The 16,119-nt window shown below is 56.8% G+C and carries 13 protein-coding genes; 6 read left to right on the forward strand and 7 right to left on the reverse strand.

The features are described 5' to 3' along the window. The first annotated feature begins 11 nt into the window (after positions 1-11). On the forward strand, positions 12-1,472 hold the full coding sequence (locus tag IDH41_RS25020; protein ID WP_190866013.1) for a sulfatase family protein: 1,461 nt from the start codon (positions 12-14) through the stop codon (positions 1,470-1,472). A gap of 370 nt (positions 1,473-1,842) precedes the next feature. Here the strand turns inward: IDH41_RS25020 and IDH41_RS25025 are convergent, their stop codons facing one another. From IDH41_RS25025 to IDH41_RS25035, 3 genes are all read right to left on the reverse strand, one after another. Further along, complete coding sequence (locus IDH41_RS25025; RefSeq protein ID WP_223830049.1) at positions 1,843-5,325, reverse strand: endo-beta-N-acetylglucosaminidase; 3,483 nt, start codon at positions 5,323-5,325, stop codon at positions 1,843-1,845. Positions 5,326-5,575: 250 nt separating this feature from the next. Then, positions 5,576-6,445, reverse strand: coding sequence for a sugar phosphate isomerase/epimerase family protein (locus tag IDH41_RS25030; RefSeq protein ID WP_190866015.1), 870 nt, complete (start codon positions 6,443-6,445; stop codon positions 5,576-5,578). Between the two features lie 89 nt (positions 6,446-6,534). Beyond that, entirely contained in the window at positions 6,535-7,497 is a 963-nt protein-coding gene (locus tag IDH41_RS25035; protein ID WP_190866017.1) for a Gfo/Idh/MocA family protein, read from the reverse strand. 270 nt (positions 7,498-7,767) lie between these two features. On the opposite strand from IDH41_RS25035, the gene IDH41_RS25040 reads away from it, so the two are divergent. From IDH41_RS25040 to IDH41_RS31850, 4 genes are read left to right on the forward strand one after another with little or no spacing between them, the layout of a single operon-like run. Then, the gene (locus IDH41_RS25040; protein WP_190866019.1) at positions 7,768-8,151 is read left to right on the forward strand and encodes a GntR family transcriptional regulator; all 384 of its coding nucleotides are present in this window, start codon (positions 7,768-7,770) and stop codon (positions 8,149-8,151) included. After that, positions 8,148-9,005, forward strand: coding sequence for an ABC transporter ATP-binding protein (locus IDH41_RS25045; RefSeq protein ID WP_190866021.1), 858 nt, complete (start codon positions 8,148-8,150; stop codon positions 9,003-9,005). Before IDH41_RS25040 ends, IDH41_RS25045 begins: the two co-directional genes overlap by 4 nt. Continuing rightward, positions 9,006-9,659: an ABC-2 transporter permease gene (locus IDH41_RS25050; RefSeq protein WP_190866023.1), complete on the forward strand. Its 654-nt coding sequence runs from the start codon at positions 9,006-9,008 to the stop codon at positions 9,657-9,659. Between the two features lie 21 nt (positions 9,660-9,680). Further along, on the forward strand, positions 9,681-9,803 hold the full coding sequence (locus IDH41_RS31850; RefSeq protein ID WP_263364606.1) for a hypothetical protein: 123 nt from the start codon (positions 9,681-9,683) through the stop codon (positions 9,801-9,803). A 75-nt stretch (positions 9,804-9,878) separates the two neighbouring features. Here the strand turns inward: IDH41_RS31850 and IDH41_RS25055 are convergent, their stop codons facing one another. Beyond that, positions 9,879-11,129, reverse strand: a complete 1,251-nt coding sequence (locus IDH41_RS25055; protein WP_190866025.1) for a DEAD/DEAH box helicase — start codon at positions 11,127-11,129, stop codon at positions 9,879-9,881. A 157-nt stretch (positions 11,130-11,286) separates the two neighbouring features. Here IDH41_RS25055 and IDH41_RS25060 point away from each other — a divergent pair, with 157 nt between their 5' ends. Further along, complete coding sequence (locus IDH41_RS25060) at positions 11,287-12,642, forward strand: dipeptidase (RefSeq protein ID WP_190866027.1); 1,356 nt, start codon at positions 11,287-11,289, stop codon at positions 12,640-12,642. Positions 12,643-13,194: 552 nt separating this feature from the next. On the opposite strand, the gene IDH41_RS25065 is transcribed toward IDH41_RS25060, so the two are convergent. From IDH41_RS25065 to IDH41_RS25075, 3 genes are read right to left on the reverse strand one after another with little or no spacing between them, the layout of a single operon-like run. After that, on the reverse strand, positions 13,195-14,217 hold the full coding sequence (locus tag IDH41_RS25065; RefSeq protein ID WP_190866029.1) for a sialidase family protein: 1,023 nt from the start codon (positions 14,215-14,217) through the stop codon (positions 13,195-13,197). 21 nt (positions 14,218-14,238) lie between these two features. Then, the gene (locus tag IDH41_RS25070; RefSeq protein ID WP_190866031.1) at positions 14,239-15,123 is read right to left on the reverse strand and encodes a carbohydrate ABC transporter permease; all 885 of its coding nucleotides are present in this window, start codon (positions 15,121-15,123) and stop codon (positions 14,239-14,241) included. A gap of 14 nt (positions 15,124-15,137) precedes the next feature. After that, complete coding sequence (locus tag IDH41_RS25075; RefSeq protein ID WP_223830051.1) at positions 15,138-16,106, reverse strand: ABC transporter permease; 969 nt, start codon at positions 16,104-16,106, stop codon at positions 15,138-15,140. Positions 16,107-16,119 lie beyond the last annotated feature (13 nt).

A 16,119-nucleotide genomic window follows, 5' to 3' on the forward strand; every position in this document is an offset into this window, starting at 1 on the left:
TTTGATCAGACATGAGAGTATTGCTGCTGGATTTGGACTCGACCCGGCCGGATCACCTGGGGTGCTACGGCTATCACCGGAACACCTCCCCGAACATTGACCGAATCGCTTCGGAGGGCGTGCGCTTCGACAACTATTACACGTCCGACGCGCCCTGCTTCCCGTCGCGCACCGCGCTGATGACCGGGCGGCTCGGCATTCATAACGGCGTCGTCGGCCACGGCGGGACGGCGGCCGACGTGCGGCACGAGGGGATCGAGCGCCAGTTCCGCGACCGGCTCGCCTCGGAAAGCTTCCCCGCCCTGTTCCGGAAGGCGGGCATGCGGACGGCGCTCGTCAGCCCGTTCGGCGAGCGGCATTCCGCGTGGACGTTCTATGCCGGCTTCAACGAGATCCATAACACGGGCAAGGGCGGCATGGAGTCCGCCGAAGAAGTGACGCCGGTCGTGCTGGACTGGATCGAGCGCAACGCCGAGCAGGACAACTGGATGCTGTACGTAAACTACTGGGATCCCCACACCCCGTACCGGGCGCCGGAGGACTTCGGCAATCCGTTCCGGGACGAGCCGCTTCCCGCCTGGATTACGGAGGACGTGCTGGAGGGCCATATGCGCAAGGTCGGCCCGCACAGCGCGAGCGAGATCAACATGTACGACAACAAGACCTCGCCGAACTATCCGCGCCATCCGGGCGAGATTACGTCCATGGAGGAGCTGCGGACGATGATCGACGGCTACGACTGCGGCATCCGCCATATGGACGACCATATCGGCGCGCTGTTCGCGCAGCTCGAGCGCAAGGGCGTCATGGACGACCTGGTCGTTATCATTACGGCCGACCACGGCGAGAATATGGGCGAGCTCGGCATCTACGGCGAGCACGGTACGGCCGATCAGGGCACCTGCCGCATCCCGATGATCATCCGCGGACCCGGCTTGCAGCGCGGAACGAGCGACCAAGGGCTTCATTACCATCTCGACCTGCTGCCGACGGTGGCGGAGCTGCTAAGCCAGCCGGCGGCGCCGAGCTGGGACGGCCGCAGCTACGCGAGCGTCCTGAAGAACGGCGAGGATGCCGGCAGGGATTACCTGGTCGTCTCGCAGTGCGCCCACGTCTGCCAGCGCAGCGTGCGCTTCGGCGACTGGCTGTACGTGCGGACTTACCATGACGGGTATCACCTGTTCGACAAGGAGATGCTGTTCAATCTCGCGGAGGATGCGCACGAGCAGCATAATGTGGCGAAGGAGCGCCCGGAGCTGTGCAGAGAGGCCGTCTACTTGCTGAACGAATGGCATGACGACATGATGGCGACGATGCCGTATGACGTCGATCCGCTGTGGACGGTCATCAAGGAAGGCGGACCTTACCACGCGAAGGGCAATCTGCCGCGGTACGTCGAGCGCCTCGAAGCGACGGGCCGCGGCGACGCGGTGCCCGAGCTGATGCGGCGGCATCCTCGGGAGTTCGCGTAAAAGAAAGGGGCTGTCGCTCAGGCCGTGAAACGACCTGAGTGACAGCCCTGTTTGGCTTCGATGACCATTGAGACGGCAATAATAATTTCAAAAAATGAAACTAAATTATTGTTAACTCCACACACACCTTATTTAGTTTCAATATTTGAATTTAAACGGTTCCATTCGCACTTTACCCTTCGATATTAACCGACTTAGTTTCAAAATTTGAAACTAAACGACTACGAAGCCTCATTCTTTCGCGATTCGTTTCATTTTTTGCAATTAAAAAGGACTGAAGCGTCATACCGGTTATCCCTAAAACAGGAAAAGGAAGACAGAGCGCGGCCCTGTCCCCCCAATGTGAATAGTTGTTATTGCAAATGAATGCTTACCAACGCAAAATCCTTTTGGCCATAAAGACCAAATCTTTCGTATCGATCTTGCCGTCATCATTCAAGTCGGAGCGGCTTACCGTGTTCCAGTCCGCATCCGTTATTGTCTTGCCAATAGCTTTCGCTATAATCGCCAAATCGCTTACGGTCAAGCTGTTATCCGAATTTTGATCTACAAGCTTGACTTGTGCGATTGCAGCCTGCAACGCAGCTTCCGATACGTCTTCAACGGCTGCATCATGCTTCTGCTGCGTTTGCGCGATCGGCGCGTTAAGCTGCGGTTTGCCGACTGCGGCTTCCGTCACGTTCAGCGCGACGCTGCGGCTTTGATGCGTCGTCTCGGTCGCGCCGTCCGACGTTTTGGCCGCAACCCGCACGTTCGTTGCGCCGCTTGCCGCTTTTCGCTTCACCCGCATCGCAAGCTTCAGCAGATTGCCATTCGGATCGGCCATTCCCTCTCCCAAATGAACCGCAAGCATTCTTACTTCGCCAGGCGTCTTATCATCGTAATCGATAACCTTGAATTTCTCTTCATCCAGCGAGGCAGCTGAAACGAACTCGATCATTCCCGGATCGTAGGTCAGCGTAATTTCCTGTGCGGCTACCTCCGGATTGGAGTCCAGACCGTAGACGGCTTCAAAGGAAGCACCCGGCACAAGCTCGGAACCGCCCGTCAGTGCAAAGGCAGCAAAGTTGCGCAAATAGGTCCGCTCGGATCGATTGCCGGCATAGTCCTCCATCACCACATAAACGCTCTTTGCCTCCGATGAGAAACCCAAGCTTGCTTTCGTCGTTCTGCCTCTAATAATGACCGGTTTGTCGCCAACGCCGTAGGTCGTCGCAAAAGATTTCGGCGTATCGTTCTCATACACGTACAGGTAACGCCAGTCCCTCGTGTTCGGCATCGGAAGGCTTAGCATATTGCCGTTCCAGGACCACGCTTCACCGTATGGCTCAATCGTCTTGTCAATGAAATTGCCGCTTTTGTGAACCGAGCTTCCTGCAGCAGTTGTAATCGTAACGATATAATCGTCCCCATTGATCGGCATGTCCGCAAAGCCGACGCTCGTTGCGCCTGCCTTCGCAACCTTCCGCGCCGCAACCGGCTCTGACGTCGTAATCCGGTTCAGCGAGCGAATGGCAACCGTCGTATCTCCCGACGCATTTTGCGGATTCGTCCAGCTTACCGTCATTTCGCCCGATGCCCGCGAGTCGACGGCGATGCCCGATACCGCTTGATCAAGGTCAAAGGCCAGCGTTGCCGCATCGCCTTCTACGCCGTCGGCTCCAACCGGAACGACCTTTAACGTGCCGGATTTGGCCGGAATTTTTTTAATATAGAACACATCGTCATATTTGCCGCCTACATATACATCGTTAATGTATACGTTATACTGCTTCACCTTCGAGTAGTCCTGCTCCATATCCCACTTCACATTCATTTCGCCCGAATCGGCAAACGCTTCCGTAATCGTCAGACCGGTCGGAGCCGCAGGCTTCGCTGCCGTTCCATCGGTAATGCGGATTTGGCCTACGTTTATTTGATAGTCGGCTACAGCCGTTTGGCCCGGATCGAAGACCAAGCCGAAGGCTGAAACCGATTGACCGGCATAGGCGCCAAGATCAAGCTCCTTGGTCACCCAACCGGATGTTTGAAGACCGGAATCGGGAATGGCCACCTTAACGACTTGCGCCGGATTGTCCTCGAGAATCAGACCGATATAAGCGGCAGACTGATCGTCCGCCGACGGCTTGTTGTACGTGATCGAGAGCTTCGAGCCCGTATGGACGTCCAGATCCGTCTTGAACAGACGCAGGAAGTTCTCGGCGTTCAGGCTGCCGTTCACCGCCAGCGAGCTTCCGCCGTTGTAGCCGCCAAGCTGCTCATACCGATAACGCGTTGTGGCCGTCAAGTCGTATTCGGAGCCGTAATCATAGTCTACCGTCAGACGGTTGCCCTTCGTGTCCTGCCACCATTGCCAAGTTACCGGCACATCCTGCAAGCTCATGTTCGACCATTCGTCGTTATTGGACACCTCGCCGTTCACATAGTAGTTCAATCCATGTCCGGTGTTAAAATTGGTATAGAAATTGCCGCTGTCAATAACCGAGCGCTCTGCAATAACGGAAGAGATGCCCGGCCAGTAGCGATTGTCGGCATAAACGTCCGCAACGGTATTCGTTGCGGATTTCGCCGTATTCTTCGGGTCCACGTTCGGGCCCGTCCACCACAACTGCTCGCGCAAATTCGTCATCCATTGGTAATCGTTCTCCGCCCTGTGATTAACGGGCCAGCTCAGCCCCATATCCTCATCCAGGCCGGCATGGACAAAGTCCGCTCCCAGCGTAGCAAGGCTTAAACGCGGCAGACCGTTCGCAAGCTTATTGGCAAGCGCCGTTCCCTGAACGGATTTAAAGCGATCGCGTCCCGCCTCCAGACCCGCGAAGCCGATATCGAACAGATTAAAGCTAGTGCCGTTAGCCGTATTGTAGTTATTCAAATATGTACCTGCGCTGTTAATTTGCGAATTTCCAACGCCATAATCAAAGAAAAAGGAATTGGATACCGCTTCGTTGCCTGCCTTGTCATGCAGGAGGGCCACGTTGTTGTCGTTAAACGTTCTCGCGAACGCGTTCGCGCCGGTCGCCGTGTTCAACGAATCATACCATTGAACATAGAGTCCGCCTTTTTGCAACGCCTTCAGGAACGCAATGTACGTCGGAATATCCGCGGCGGCAACATTAGGGTTAACTTCCTCCTGGTTTATGAAATACCCGTCAAAGCCGAAGTATTCGGCCATTTCGATCATTTTGGCCGCGACCGGAAAGTTGCCGTCCGCATCCTTCACGATCATCTGCTTGTACGTTTGCTGACCGCGGTCATTGTTCGAGAAAAACACGCCTGCGAGCGATAAAACGCCATTTTTGTGAGCCGCATCCGTATAGGTAGGGTTCGGGATGTTCAGCATGCCGAATTCGAACCACTTCTGCTGCCAGTTCGACTGCGCCAGATCATCATAATATTCAGGCGGGGTGTAAGCGGTCGCCGTCCCATGCCAGTAGGAATAGTAATCGATATATTGCCAGAAATTGAAATGATATTGAGCGAATTTGTTCGTATAAGGCGCATTCTCGATAAATGCGTTGCCGTAATCGCCTGCAACATTCATCATTTGCACGTCGGAGCTAAGCAGCGGATTCGCCTGAGTCGCGGCAAAAGGCTGGATGCGCCGCTGGAGCGGCACATGCGAACGCAGCATTTCGGCATCCGGATCCGTCTCCGGGCTCCAGTCCGCAATCTGTCCGCTCGTGTAGCCGTGCACGTTCGGCTGGTTAATCCCGTGCGCGCTGTCGCCCTTGAACGGCCACGTATCGCCGGCATGCGCAACGAGAGGCATGGCCGTGACGAGCATCGCAGCCGCAAGTGCCGTAGCCGTCGCTTTACGCATGACCGATTTGTTCTTTGTCATAAAGTGCATCGTAGCATCTCTCCTCGCGTTATTGTCCATTAACAAGGTAACAATAACCGATGAAAGCATTTACAATAAGAAGTCAAATTAAAGATACCATGTTCAAAATAAACAAAGAATTCGCTTTCAATAATATTCATTTCTATAAACGCCAAAAACTTGAAACTACACCAACCGGGTCGAACCCTTGGCAGAAAAAATAAAAAGACACTAGCGAGCAGGCGTCTCCGCCTCGCTAGTGTCTTCAAGCAACGATGAGCTATTTGAAATACAGCGCCAAATGCTCGGCCGCCTTCTCGATCCCCTGACGCTCCGCCTCGATGGAGCCCCAGTAGCGATGGTCCTCCAGCTCGATGCTGACGGCGCCCCGGTATCCGAGCTTCTCCAGCCGCACGGCGACCCGGTCCCATTCCACCTGGCCGTGGCCCGGAATCGTGTAGCGCCAGGAGCCTTCGGAGAAGCCGTATTTCGCGCCGAACGTCGCGGACAGCACGCCGCACTCGTACAGCTCGTCGTGCAGAATTTCCGTGTCCTTGCCGTGGCAGTGATTGATTCGCTCGCCGAACTCCGTCAGCGCTCGCAAATAATCGATGCCGAGGCGCACGAGATGGGACGGATCGTAGTTGAGGCCGAAGTGCTTGGACGGAATCGCTTCGAACATCGCGCGCCACATTTCCGGCGTGCAGCCGATCGTCGGATAGTGCGGCTCCGGCCCCGGCCAGCCTTCGATGGCGATGTAGATCCCTTCCCGCTCCGCATGGCGGACCAGCTCCGGGAACGTATCCTTCCAGATCGCGAACGTCTCGCGGCGAGGCACGCTGTGGTCCTCCGGCACGAGGCACATGAACAGGACGCGGCCGCCGAGCGCCGCCGTCTCCGTCATATGCTTCTTCGCCGCCTCCAGCGCGGCCGCCCGGCGGGCGTCGTCCTTGCTCAGCAGCTGCCCGGTCTGCACCGCGTCGACCGAGCCGATCCCGATGCCGGCCGCGTCGCAGGCCTGCTTCACTTCCGGCGTCAGCCTCGGCACATCCAGCACGTCGAGCTTAACCCCGGCGGCCCACTGCGCCACCTTCTCTATTCCTTCCGAGCCGATTTTCGGCGGAATTCGCATGCCCAATTGGAAATTCATCGGTTGACAATCCTCCTAAAGGTTCGCGCAGGCCCATCTGCGTCGTAATGTCGTAAGTTCGAAAGGTCAAGGTACATGTACCGTTCCGTCTAAAAAGGTTTGTAGTCCGCGGCCTGGTAGATCATCTCCGTGAGGCCGACGACTTTCTTCGCGAAGATGCCCGGCACGAGCACCTCGTGGCGTCCGAGAATCGCGTCGATGAAGCTCTTGTCCTGGTTCGTCGTCTGCTTCGGCAGCTCCGGCACGATCGGCTCCTGCCGCAAGCGGCGCAGCGCGATTTTGCCGTTGTCGTAGAAGATGCCGCCGTCCTCGCCGCAGAACACGAACGTCTCGTGCCAGCAAGGCGCGTAGCCGATGACGTTCAGTCCGGCGACCGGCCCTTCGGCGAAGCGGATCGACGTGAAGGAGTCGATCTCCACCGGCATTCCCTGCATATGCAGCTGAGGCTTCACTTCGACCGGCGTCAGCCCCGTCGTCCACAGCAGCACGTCCACGATATGGCTGCCGGAATCCATCAGCATGCCGCCTCCCGACAGGCTCGGATCCTGCCGCCAGGAGCCGACCGTGCCCTGCCCCCATTCCTGGTAAAGCGTGGCGGTAATCGAGGTCAGCTTGCCGATGACCCCGTCGGCGATCGCTTGGCGGATGTAGAGAAATTCCGGTTGAAAATGCCGCTGGTACGACACCTGCAGCAGCTTGCCCGCCTTCTCGGCGGCCGCGATCAGCAGGTCCGCTTCCTCCGACGAGCACGTCATCGGCTTCTCGATCAGCACATGGCAACCGCTTTCAAGCACGTCCATCGCTTGCGCGAAGTGCAGCGTATGCGGCGAACAGATGACGACCGCATCGAGGCCGCCGGCGGCCAGCATCTCCTTGTAATCGTCGAATTGCGCCACGTCGTTCAACTCGAACTTCGTTACGAACTTCTCCCGGCTGACGGGACTCGTATCCGAGATCGACACGATCTCGGCCTCTTCCAACTCCAACAGCTGCCTTGCATGCCACTGGGAAATGCCCCCGGTTCCGATGAACCCTACCCGAACTTTGCTCACGCTTTGTCCCTCCTTAAGCTGCATCCCTATTTCATATTTTAAAGACAAGACAGATATGCCTAATTTTACCTCGATTTGAATCGGGTGTATTTGTGGATAAAGGACCTGTTTTTGTACAATTCGGACATGACATAGCCTCTCTCTTCCGTTCGTTTCGGGGTGCGGGGTCTGCCTGCCGTACGCGGCGGTGTTCTTGGGCTTGCAAACGGCTCATTGATCATATATACTGTTAATATACGATATATACACTAATGGGAAGGACCTGAATCGATGCATCTTTCCGTATCCCTCTCATCGGGAGAGCCTATCTATCTGCAAATTAAAGAACAGATTAAAAATCAAATCTTATCCGGTCAGCTGCAGGAAGGAGAGCTCCTGCCTTCCATACGCAATCTTGCCCAAAATTTGAAGATCAGCGTCATTACGACGAAAAGAGCGTATGACGAATTGGAGCAGGAAGGGCTCGTGACGTCGGTTTCCGGCAAGGGGACATTCGTATCGGGCACAAACAAAGAATCGATACGGGAAATCAAGTACCGGGCCTTGGAGGATCAGATCCATTCCGCAATCAAAGAAAGTCGGGAGCTTGGTTTAACCCGGCAGGAGCTGCTGCATTTAGTTACGATTTTATACGGGGAGGAGAATGAAGCATGAATGCCGTCGAGTTCCACCAATTTACCAAACGAAACGGAGAATTTGTTCTGGGCCGTCTGGATTTCCAAATTTATAACGGTTATATTACCGGCTTGATCGGTCCTAACGGCTCCGGCAAAACGACGTTAATTCGCTCGATCATGAATCTGGTTCTGCCCGATAGCGGGGAGGTGCGCGTATTCGGCCAATCGTACCGCGACAAGGAAAGGGAAATTAAACGGCAAATCGGCTTCGTATACGATGAAGATTTCTTTTATAACCATTTAACCGTCCTGGAAATGAAAAAGATCGTCTCTTCGTTCTATCCGACTTGGAACGAGTCGGTATTTCAAAGGTATTTGCATGATTTTCAATTGCCCGGACGCCGAAAAATCCGCGATTTGTCCAAAGGGATGAAAACGAAATTCGCGTTAGCCGCCGCTTTGGCCCACGAGCCGGATCTGTTGATTATGGATGAGCCGACGTCCGGCCTGGACCCGGTCTTCCGCAGGGAGGTGCTGTCGATCCTAAGCGGGTACATCCAGGAGGGGCATAGGTCCGTGCTCTTCTCTACCCATATCAGTGCGGATTTGGAGAGGATCGCGGATTATATCGTTTATGTCCGCAACGGACAATTGAAGTTTAGCGGAAGCAAAGAGGAGCTGATCGATTCTTACCTGCTGGTAAAGGGGCCGTTAGAGTGTCTGCAGACGAATCGCTTTCGGGATAAAGTAATCGGTTTACAGCAAAACGCGTTGGGGTTCGAAGGATTAATCGCCAAAGAGGGATTATCCGAGGATGATATCGGAAGCCGGGTCACGGCGGAGAAACCGTCTCTGGACGATATCCTCGTCTTCACGCGGGAGGTGCGATAGATGATTCAGCTGCTCATGAAGGATATCCGCATTCAAAAGAGATTTATCGCGCTAGGCTTCGTTTTTGTCGGCTTCTTCTTCTTTATTCTCGGCGCGTTCGAAGGCATGCCGCTTTCCGTTCCTGCCGCGATATTCGGCCATTTTCTCATTGTGGTGGCGAGCAAGGCGGACGAGAAAAACAACAATGGCCGGATGCTCGCTTCCTTCCCGCTGCGGAGAACGGACATCGTAACGGCCAAATATGCGGGGATTGCCATGTTCATGGCGATTGCTTTTGCGCTTACCTCTCTATGGCGTTGGTTAGCCGGGATCTTCCTGCCCGCCCGGGAGCTGCCTTGGTTCAGCGCGCAATCGATCGTGGTCACGCTTCTCATTCTGCTCGTTTTTTACGCCATCTATTTTCCGGTTTTCTTCGCTGCAGGTTCGCGTCTCGTCCAGGTTCTCGACTTAATCGTCATTTTTGTCGTCGGGGGCGCCGCCCTGCTCGTTATTCGGCTCCTGGAATGGACGAATATCGGTGTCGGCTCGTTTATCCGCAGCCTGCCGGAGGCGGACGGCCTCCCGCTTTCGTTATGGATGCTCGGCGGCGGCCTCGTTCTATTGCTGCTGTCCTGGTGCCTCTCCGTTTACGTTTACCGCAGCAAAAATTTATAATCGGGAAAGGAGGCTCGTACGATGTGGGCTCGCATTTTCCATCGGCTTGGAAGGCGATTCGGCAAATTGACAGCGGGAGGAGCGCTTATCCTGCTTGCCGTCGCCGCCCTGTTAGCCGCAGGGATTTATCGTTTAATCTATTGAAGCAAGACGTATAAGCCGCATACGCCGACCAATAGGTCCAGGTATGCGGCTTTCTTTGTCATGCGTTTATTTGATCTATTGGCTTGCCGGGCGCCGCCGGCGTCTCCGCCCGGGCTTTGGCTTGCTCTCCGCGTTGGAACGGGCAGGCGCCGCGGACACTGCCGCCGTCTTCTCGGGCTCGGCTGCAAGCTGCAGCGGATAAGGATGATCCTTGATTTCCGGGATCTTCCTGCCGATCGACTTCTCGATGTCCTTCAGGTACGGAAGCTCCTCCTCCTCGCAGAAGGAGAGCGCGATGCCGCTCTGTCCCGCCCGGCCCGTGCGGCCGATCCGGTGCACGTACGTCTCCGGAAGGTTCGGCAGGTTGAAATTGATGACGTGGGACAGCTCGTCGATATCGATCCCTCTGGCCGCGATATCCGTCGCGACGAGCACCCGCGTCGCGCCGCTCTTGAAGTTGCCGAGCGCGCGCTGGCGGCTGTTCTGGGACTTGTCGCCATGAATGGCCTCCGCCGCGATGTCCGCCTTCTTCAAGCCTTTGGCGACGCGGTCGGCGCCGTGCTTGGTCCGGGTGAACACCAGCACCGAAGCGATGGACTTGTCCTGCAGCAGATGGTTCAACAGCTTCAGCTTATTTTCCTTCGCGACCTTGTAGACCGATTGCTCGATCTTGTCCGCGGTAGCCGTCGCCGGGACGAGATTGATCTTCACCGGGTTCACCAGCAGCGATTTCGCCATATCGGCGATTTCCGGCGGCATCGTCGCCGAGAACAGCAGCGTCTGCCTTCTGGCCGGCACGCTCGCGATAATCCTCTTCACGTCGCGGATGAAGCCCATATCCAGCATCCGGTCGGCTTCGTCCAGCACGAGAATTTGGACATGGCTCAATTCGATTTGCTTCTGGTTCAGGAAATCGTTAAGCCTGCCGGGCGTCGCGACCAGGATGTCGGTGCCTTGCTCGAGCGCCTTCTCCTGCCCCTTCTGGGAGACGCCCCCGATGATCGCGGAGCAGCGCAATCGCGTAAACTGCGCGTAGCCGCGGATATTGTCGTAAATCTGAAGCGCGAGCTCCCTCGTCGGCGTTAAAATCAATGCGCGGATGCTGCGGCCCGCTTTGGGCGGGACCTGCTGCTTGCTTAGCAGCTGGACGATCGGCAGCGAGAACGCGGCGGTCTTCCCCGTTCCCGTCTGCGCGCAGCCGAGCAAGTCCTTGCCGGCCAGTACGGCCGGAATGGCCTGCTCCTGGATCGGCGTCGGCTTCTCGTAATTTTCTTTGCTTAACGCTTTTAAAATGTCGGGCGATAGGTTCAATTTATCGAATGTCATCGGTTCTCCTTTTTGTTAACGGCGCTTTTAAGTCCTAACAAGTAATGATAGCACATTATCCCCAATTCCGGCTCTTTTTTTGCCTCGCCGGAAAAGTTTTACTTCTCCGTCCCAAAAGGTATACTGAAGTCATAACGGTTGAGGAGGGATAGTCCCTGTGAGCTACGAGCGCTATTTTCAGGAGAACAGAGAACGGCATTTGAAAGAACTGAAGCAATTTCTAACGATACCGAGCGTCTCGGCCTTGTCCGAGCATAAGCAGGATATGAAGGAAGCCGCCAAGTGGGTGGCGGGCAAGCTGGAGCAGGCCGGACTTGCGAAGGTGGAGATCATCCCGACGAACGGGCATCCGATCGTGTACGCGGAGCATACGCAGGCGCCGGGCAAGCCGACGGTGCTCGTCTACGGCCATTACGACGTGCAGCCGGTCGATCCGCTTCACCTGTGGGAGACGCCGCCGTTCGAGCCGGCGATTCGCGGCGGCAAGCTGTTCGCGCGCGGCGCGACGGACGATAAAGGGCAGCTGTTCCTGCACGTGAAGGCGATCGAAGCGATCCTCCGCCAAGAGGGCAAGCTGCCGGTGAACGTGAAGTTCTGCATCGAAGGCGAAGAGGAGATTTCCAGCCCGAACCTGCCCGCCTTCATGAAGACCCAGGCCGACAAGTTGGCGGCCGACGTCGTGCTCATCTCGGACACGTCGCTCCTCGCCAAAGGGAAGCCCGCGATCTCCACCGGCCTTCGCGGGCTGTGCTCGCTCGAGGCTACGATCGCTACCGCCAATACGGACCTGCATTCGGGCACGTTCGGCGGCGGCGTGCCGAACGCGCTGCACGCGATGGTCGAGCTGCTCTCCTCGCTGCACGACGACAAGGGCCGGGTCGCGGTGGACGGCTTCTACGAAGGCGTGCCGGAGCTGTCGCCGGACATGCGCGAGGAATTTCTCAAGCAGCGGCACAATGAGGAACAGCTGCGAGCCGATCTCGGCCTCGACGCGTTGTACGGCGAGGAAGGCTACTCCTTCGTCGAGCGGACCGGCGCCCGGCCGACGCTGGAGCTGAACGGCGTATGGGGCGGCTTTCAAGGCGAGGGGACGAAGACCGTCATTCCGAAGGAAGCGCATGCCAAAATCACGTGCCGCCTGGTCGGCGATCAGGACCCGGCGAAGACGCTGGAGCGGATTATCGCCCATCTGGAGGCGCATGTCCAGCCGGGCGCGAAGCTGACCGTCAAGCGGGGCGAGCAAGCCCGCGCGTTCAACATGGATCCGTCGCATCCGATGCTCCAGAAGGCGGCCGACGCCTACGAGCGGGTATACGGCACGCGCGCCCTGTTCACGAAGGACGGCGGCTCGATTCCGATCGTGGAGACGTTCTCCCGCATCCTGCAGGCTCCCGTCGTCATGATGGGCTTCGGCCTCCCGGACGAGAATCTGCACGCGCCGAACGAGCATTTCAACCTGGAGAACTTCGACAAAGGCTTGCTGACGATCGTGGACTATTTGAAGCAGCTGTAACAGCCGGAACAGAAGGAGCGTCCCAAACGTCATCGCCAGATGATGGAGGGACTCTCCTTTTTCTATTTATCGAAACAAGTTAGGCGCAAAGCCTGCGATTGTGGGGCGATTGTGCCATCGATGAGGTGGCCGGACGAAAAGAGGCTGTCTCATAAGGCCGTGTTACGACCTGAGAGACAGCCCTGTGTTGGTTTTGACGGCCAAGAGACGGCGATGCTAATTTCAAAAAATGAAACTAAATTGCTCTTAACTTCACGTATGTCCTATTTAGTTTCAAAATCTGAAATTAAACGGTTCCATACGCGATACAGCTTTCGCTATAAGCCGATTTAGTTGCAAAATTTGAAACTAATCGCCCACGAAGCCCTCTTCTTTCGCATTTTGTTTCAATTTTTGAAATTAAAAAAGTCAGCCTGAAGGTCGGGTGGCTCTCGCTCGCCTACCGTTTGCGAAGGGAAGGGGCAATCGACCAAATACGAAAAATGGCGGTTAAGGATGAAGCGAACCGTCCCTTACGCATGCAAACCTGCTTTTGCGACGGTCCAGTCCGCCTTACCGCGCGCCGGCGGGGGGCAGCAGGAATTCCTCCTCCCGCAGGCTGTAGCCGCGGATCTGTCCCTTCGGCGCGTCGTCGACGATATATTGGACGATGTAGATTTCGCCGTCGTCGAACTGCACCCAGCCGGAGTACCCGAGGTCGGCGACCGGGCTCCGGTCGTAATCGACCGGCATGATCCGCGTCCACTGCTCCTTGCGCTCCGTTGCCTTGGCCGATGCCTGATCCGTCAGGGCGACGAAGAAGTTCTGCGTCCAATAGCCGAGCCAGCCTTTGCCCCCTTGCATGAAACGATAGGCGATCATGACGCTCCCGCTCCGCAGCAGCCCCGCCACGGGGCGATGGCAGCCCGGCAGCGGCATCCGGTACACGCCGTTCCAGGTCTCTCCTTGATCGTAGGAGATCGCCTTGTAGCAATCCTGGCCGTCGCCGGAATTTTCCCGCAGGAAGGCGACCAGCGTGCCGTCGTCAAGAGGCAGAATGCTCCCTTCGCAAAGCTTCAGCCCTTCCTGCCGCGCCACGAGCACCGGCTCGGACCAGTCTTGGCCCTGATTATCCGAATAGCGGAGCCACTGCCCGTTCATGTGAGCGGACAACAGCCACCTGCCGGAAGGGAGCTCGCACAGCTTGTCGGGGACGATGCCCTCAAGCGGCGTCTCGATCGGCTCCGACCAGCGCTCGCCCTCCGCATCGCCGATCCATAGGTAATTGCGTCCGCCCCCCTCCTTCTCCTTCGTAATCTGATCGGCGACGATGACGAGCCTGCCGTCGCGAAGCCGCGTAATGCGCGCGCAATTCCAATAAGGCCGGCCGTTCGTGACCGCCGTAAGCGGCCGTTTGTTCCCCCAGCTTCTGCCGCGGTCCGCGCTCTCGATCATCATGAGCCGCGTGGCCGATCGATCCCCGTGATGCGTACATTGCGCGAACACGCAGATCAGCTTGCCGCTCCGCGTAAGCGCCAAGTCCGGCCATGCCTCGTACCAGTCGTCGTCGCGGCTTACCGCATATTTTTCGATCATCGTATAAACTCCCTTCCGAATTTAACCTTTGATTGAACCGACCATCATGCCCTTCACGAAATACTTCTGAATGAACGGATAGACGAATAGAATCGGCAGCGTGCTGACGACGACGACCGCCGACTTCAACGTCGCGGCCGGCGGCGGGTCACGGATCAGCTCCACCTGCGTCTCGTCCTGCAGAAGCCCGCTTAGCAAAATATTGCGCATCACGACCTGGATCGGCATTTTGCTCTGATCGTTAATGTAAATCGAAGCGCTGAACCAATCGTTCCAATGATGCACCGCGTAGAACAGGCCGATCGTGGCGAAGGCGGGCATCGACAGCGGCACGACGATTTTCCATAAAATAACCGGCGGGGACGCGCCGTCGATAATGGCCGACTCCTCCAGCTCCTCCGGCAGCGTCAGGAAGAAGTTGCGCATGATGAACAGGTTCCAGGCGCTGATGAGGCCGGGAAAGATCAGCACCCACAGCGTATCCTTCAGCCCGAGCTTGTCGATGAGCATATAGTTCGGGATAAGCCCGCCATGGAAGATCATCGTCAGAAAAATGATCAGCACGAGCCCGTTGCGGCCCGGAAGCGTTCTGCGCGCAAGGCCGTAAGCGAGCGTGGCGGTTAGCAGCAAATTAAGGCAGGTGCCGACCGTCACCCGGAATAGCGTGACCTTATACGCGTTATAAATGATCATGCCGCGATTCAGCAGCATGTCGTATGCGCCGAAATCGAGCTTCTCCGGGATGAGGATGAACGCTCCTCTCCGCATCGCCTCCTCCGCGCTGATGAAGGAGGTGGCGATGACGGCCAGAAAAGGAATGAGAAACATGAGCGACAATACGCACAGAAGAACGATATTGCCGACGTCGAAGACGCGCTCCGACGCGGCGGGCTTCATCGCGCTCATCGAAGACCCTCCTTTTACCAGATGCCGGTCTGGTTCATTTTTTTCGCGACGTAATTGGCTCCCAGAATGAGGATCATCGCCAGAATGTTCTTAAATACGCCGACCGCGGTCGCGAACGAATAGTTCAGCTTGTTCAGGCCTTCCCGGTATACGTACGTATCGATAATGTCCGCAACGGAATAGACCGAAGGCGAATAGAGCAGCAGCACCTTCTCGAACCCGGCGTTAAGCAAGCCGCCGATGGACAGGATGAGCAGGATCGCGATGACCGGCGTAATGCCAGGCAGCGTAATGTGCCACGCCTGGCGCAGCCGGCTCGCGCCGTCGATCTTCGCCGCTTCGTACAAGCCGGGGTCGATCCCCGTCATCGCGGCCAAGTACAGAATCGTCCCCCAGCCGACCGTCTGCCACACATGCGACAGGACGAGAATGCTCCGGAAGTACGCGGGATCGCCCAGGAAATGAACCGGCTCCCCGCCGAAGGCGACGACAATCGCATTAATCATGCCGCTATCGGTTGACAGCACCATCATGACCAGGCCCGCTACGACGACGGTAGAAATAAAGTGAGGCAGGTACGAAATCGTCTGGACGATTCGCTTAAAGCCGGTATGCTTGACCTCGTTCAGCAGCAGCGCGAGCAGGAGCGCGGCGGGAAAGCCGAACAGCAGCTTGTAGCCGCTGATCAACAGCGTATTTCGCATGACGTTCCAGAAGTAATACGAGTTCCAGAAGCGGATGAAATGCTTGAAGCCGACCCATTCGCTCGTGAAAATCGCGCTAACCCCCTCGAAGGGGGAAATATCCTTGAAGGCAATGATGACGCCGAACATCGGAATGTAATCGAAAATAATAAAGTACAGCATGCCGGGCAAAATCAAATAGTAATAAAAGCGGTGCAGCTTGATGGCGGACCACAGCTTCCGCCGTGCGGCGCCCGGTCCCGCCGCGGGCTTCGCGCCTGCCGTATTCGTCGTTGCCAAGGGCGCTCCTCCT

The sequence above is a fragment of the Paenibacillus arenilitoris genome (assembly GCF_014705655.1).
GTDB classification, from domain to species: Bacteria; Bacillota; Bacilli; order Paenibacillales; family Paenibacillaceae; genus Pristimantibacillus; species Pristimantibacillus arenilitoris.

Excerpts from the sequence above, each read along its gene's own strand:
- IDH41_RS25055 (WP_190866025.1), bottom strand. The coding sequence starts at position 11,129 with ATGACATTCGATAAATTGAACCTATCGCCCGACATTTTAAAAGCGTTA.
- IDH41_RS25070 (WP_190866031.1), bottom strand. The coding sequence starts at position 15,123 with ATGAGCGCGATGAAGCCCGCCGCGTCGGAGCGCGTCTTCGACGTCGGC.
- IDH41_RS31850 (WP_263364606.1), top strand. The coding sequence starts at position 9,681 with ATGTGGGCTCGCATTTTCCATCGGCTTGGAAGGCGATTCGGCAAATTG.
- IDH41_RS25040 (WP_190866019.1), top strand. The coding sequence starts at position 7,768 with ATGCATCTTTCCGTATCCCTCTCATCGGGAGAGCCTATCTATCTGCAA.
- IDH41_RS25020 (WP_190866013.1), top strand. The coding sequence starts at position 12 with ATGAGAGTATTGCTGCTGGATTTGGACTCGACCCGGCCGGATCACCTG.
- IDH41_RS25065 (WP_190866029.1), bottom strand. The coding sequence starts at position 14,217 with ATGATCGAAAAATATGCGGTAAGCCGCGACGACGACTGGTACGAGGCA.
- IDH41_RS25025 (WP_223830049.1), bottom strand. The coding sequence starts at position 5,325 with ATGCACTTTATGACAAAGAACAAATCGGTCATGCGTAAAGCGACGGCT.
- IDH41_RS25045 (WP_190866021.1), top strand. The coding sequence starts at position 8,148 with ATGAATGCCGTCGAGTTCCACCAATTTACCAAACGAAACGGAGAATTT.
- IDH41_RS25030 (WP_190866015.1), bottom strand. The coding sequence starts at position 6,445 with ATGAATTTCCAATTGGGCATGCGAATTCCGCCGAAAATCGGCTCGGAA.
- IDH41_RS25050 (WP_190866023.1), top strand. The coding sequence starts at position 9,006 with ATGATTCAGCTGCTCATGAAGGATATCCGCATTCAAAAGAGATTTATC.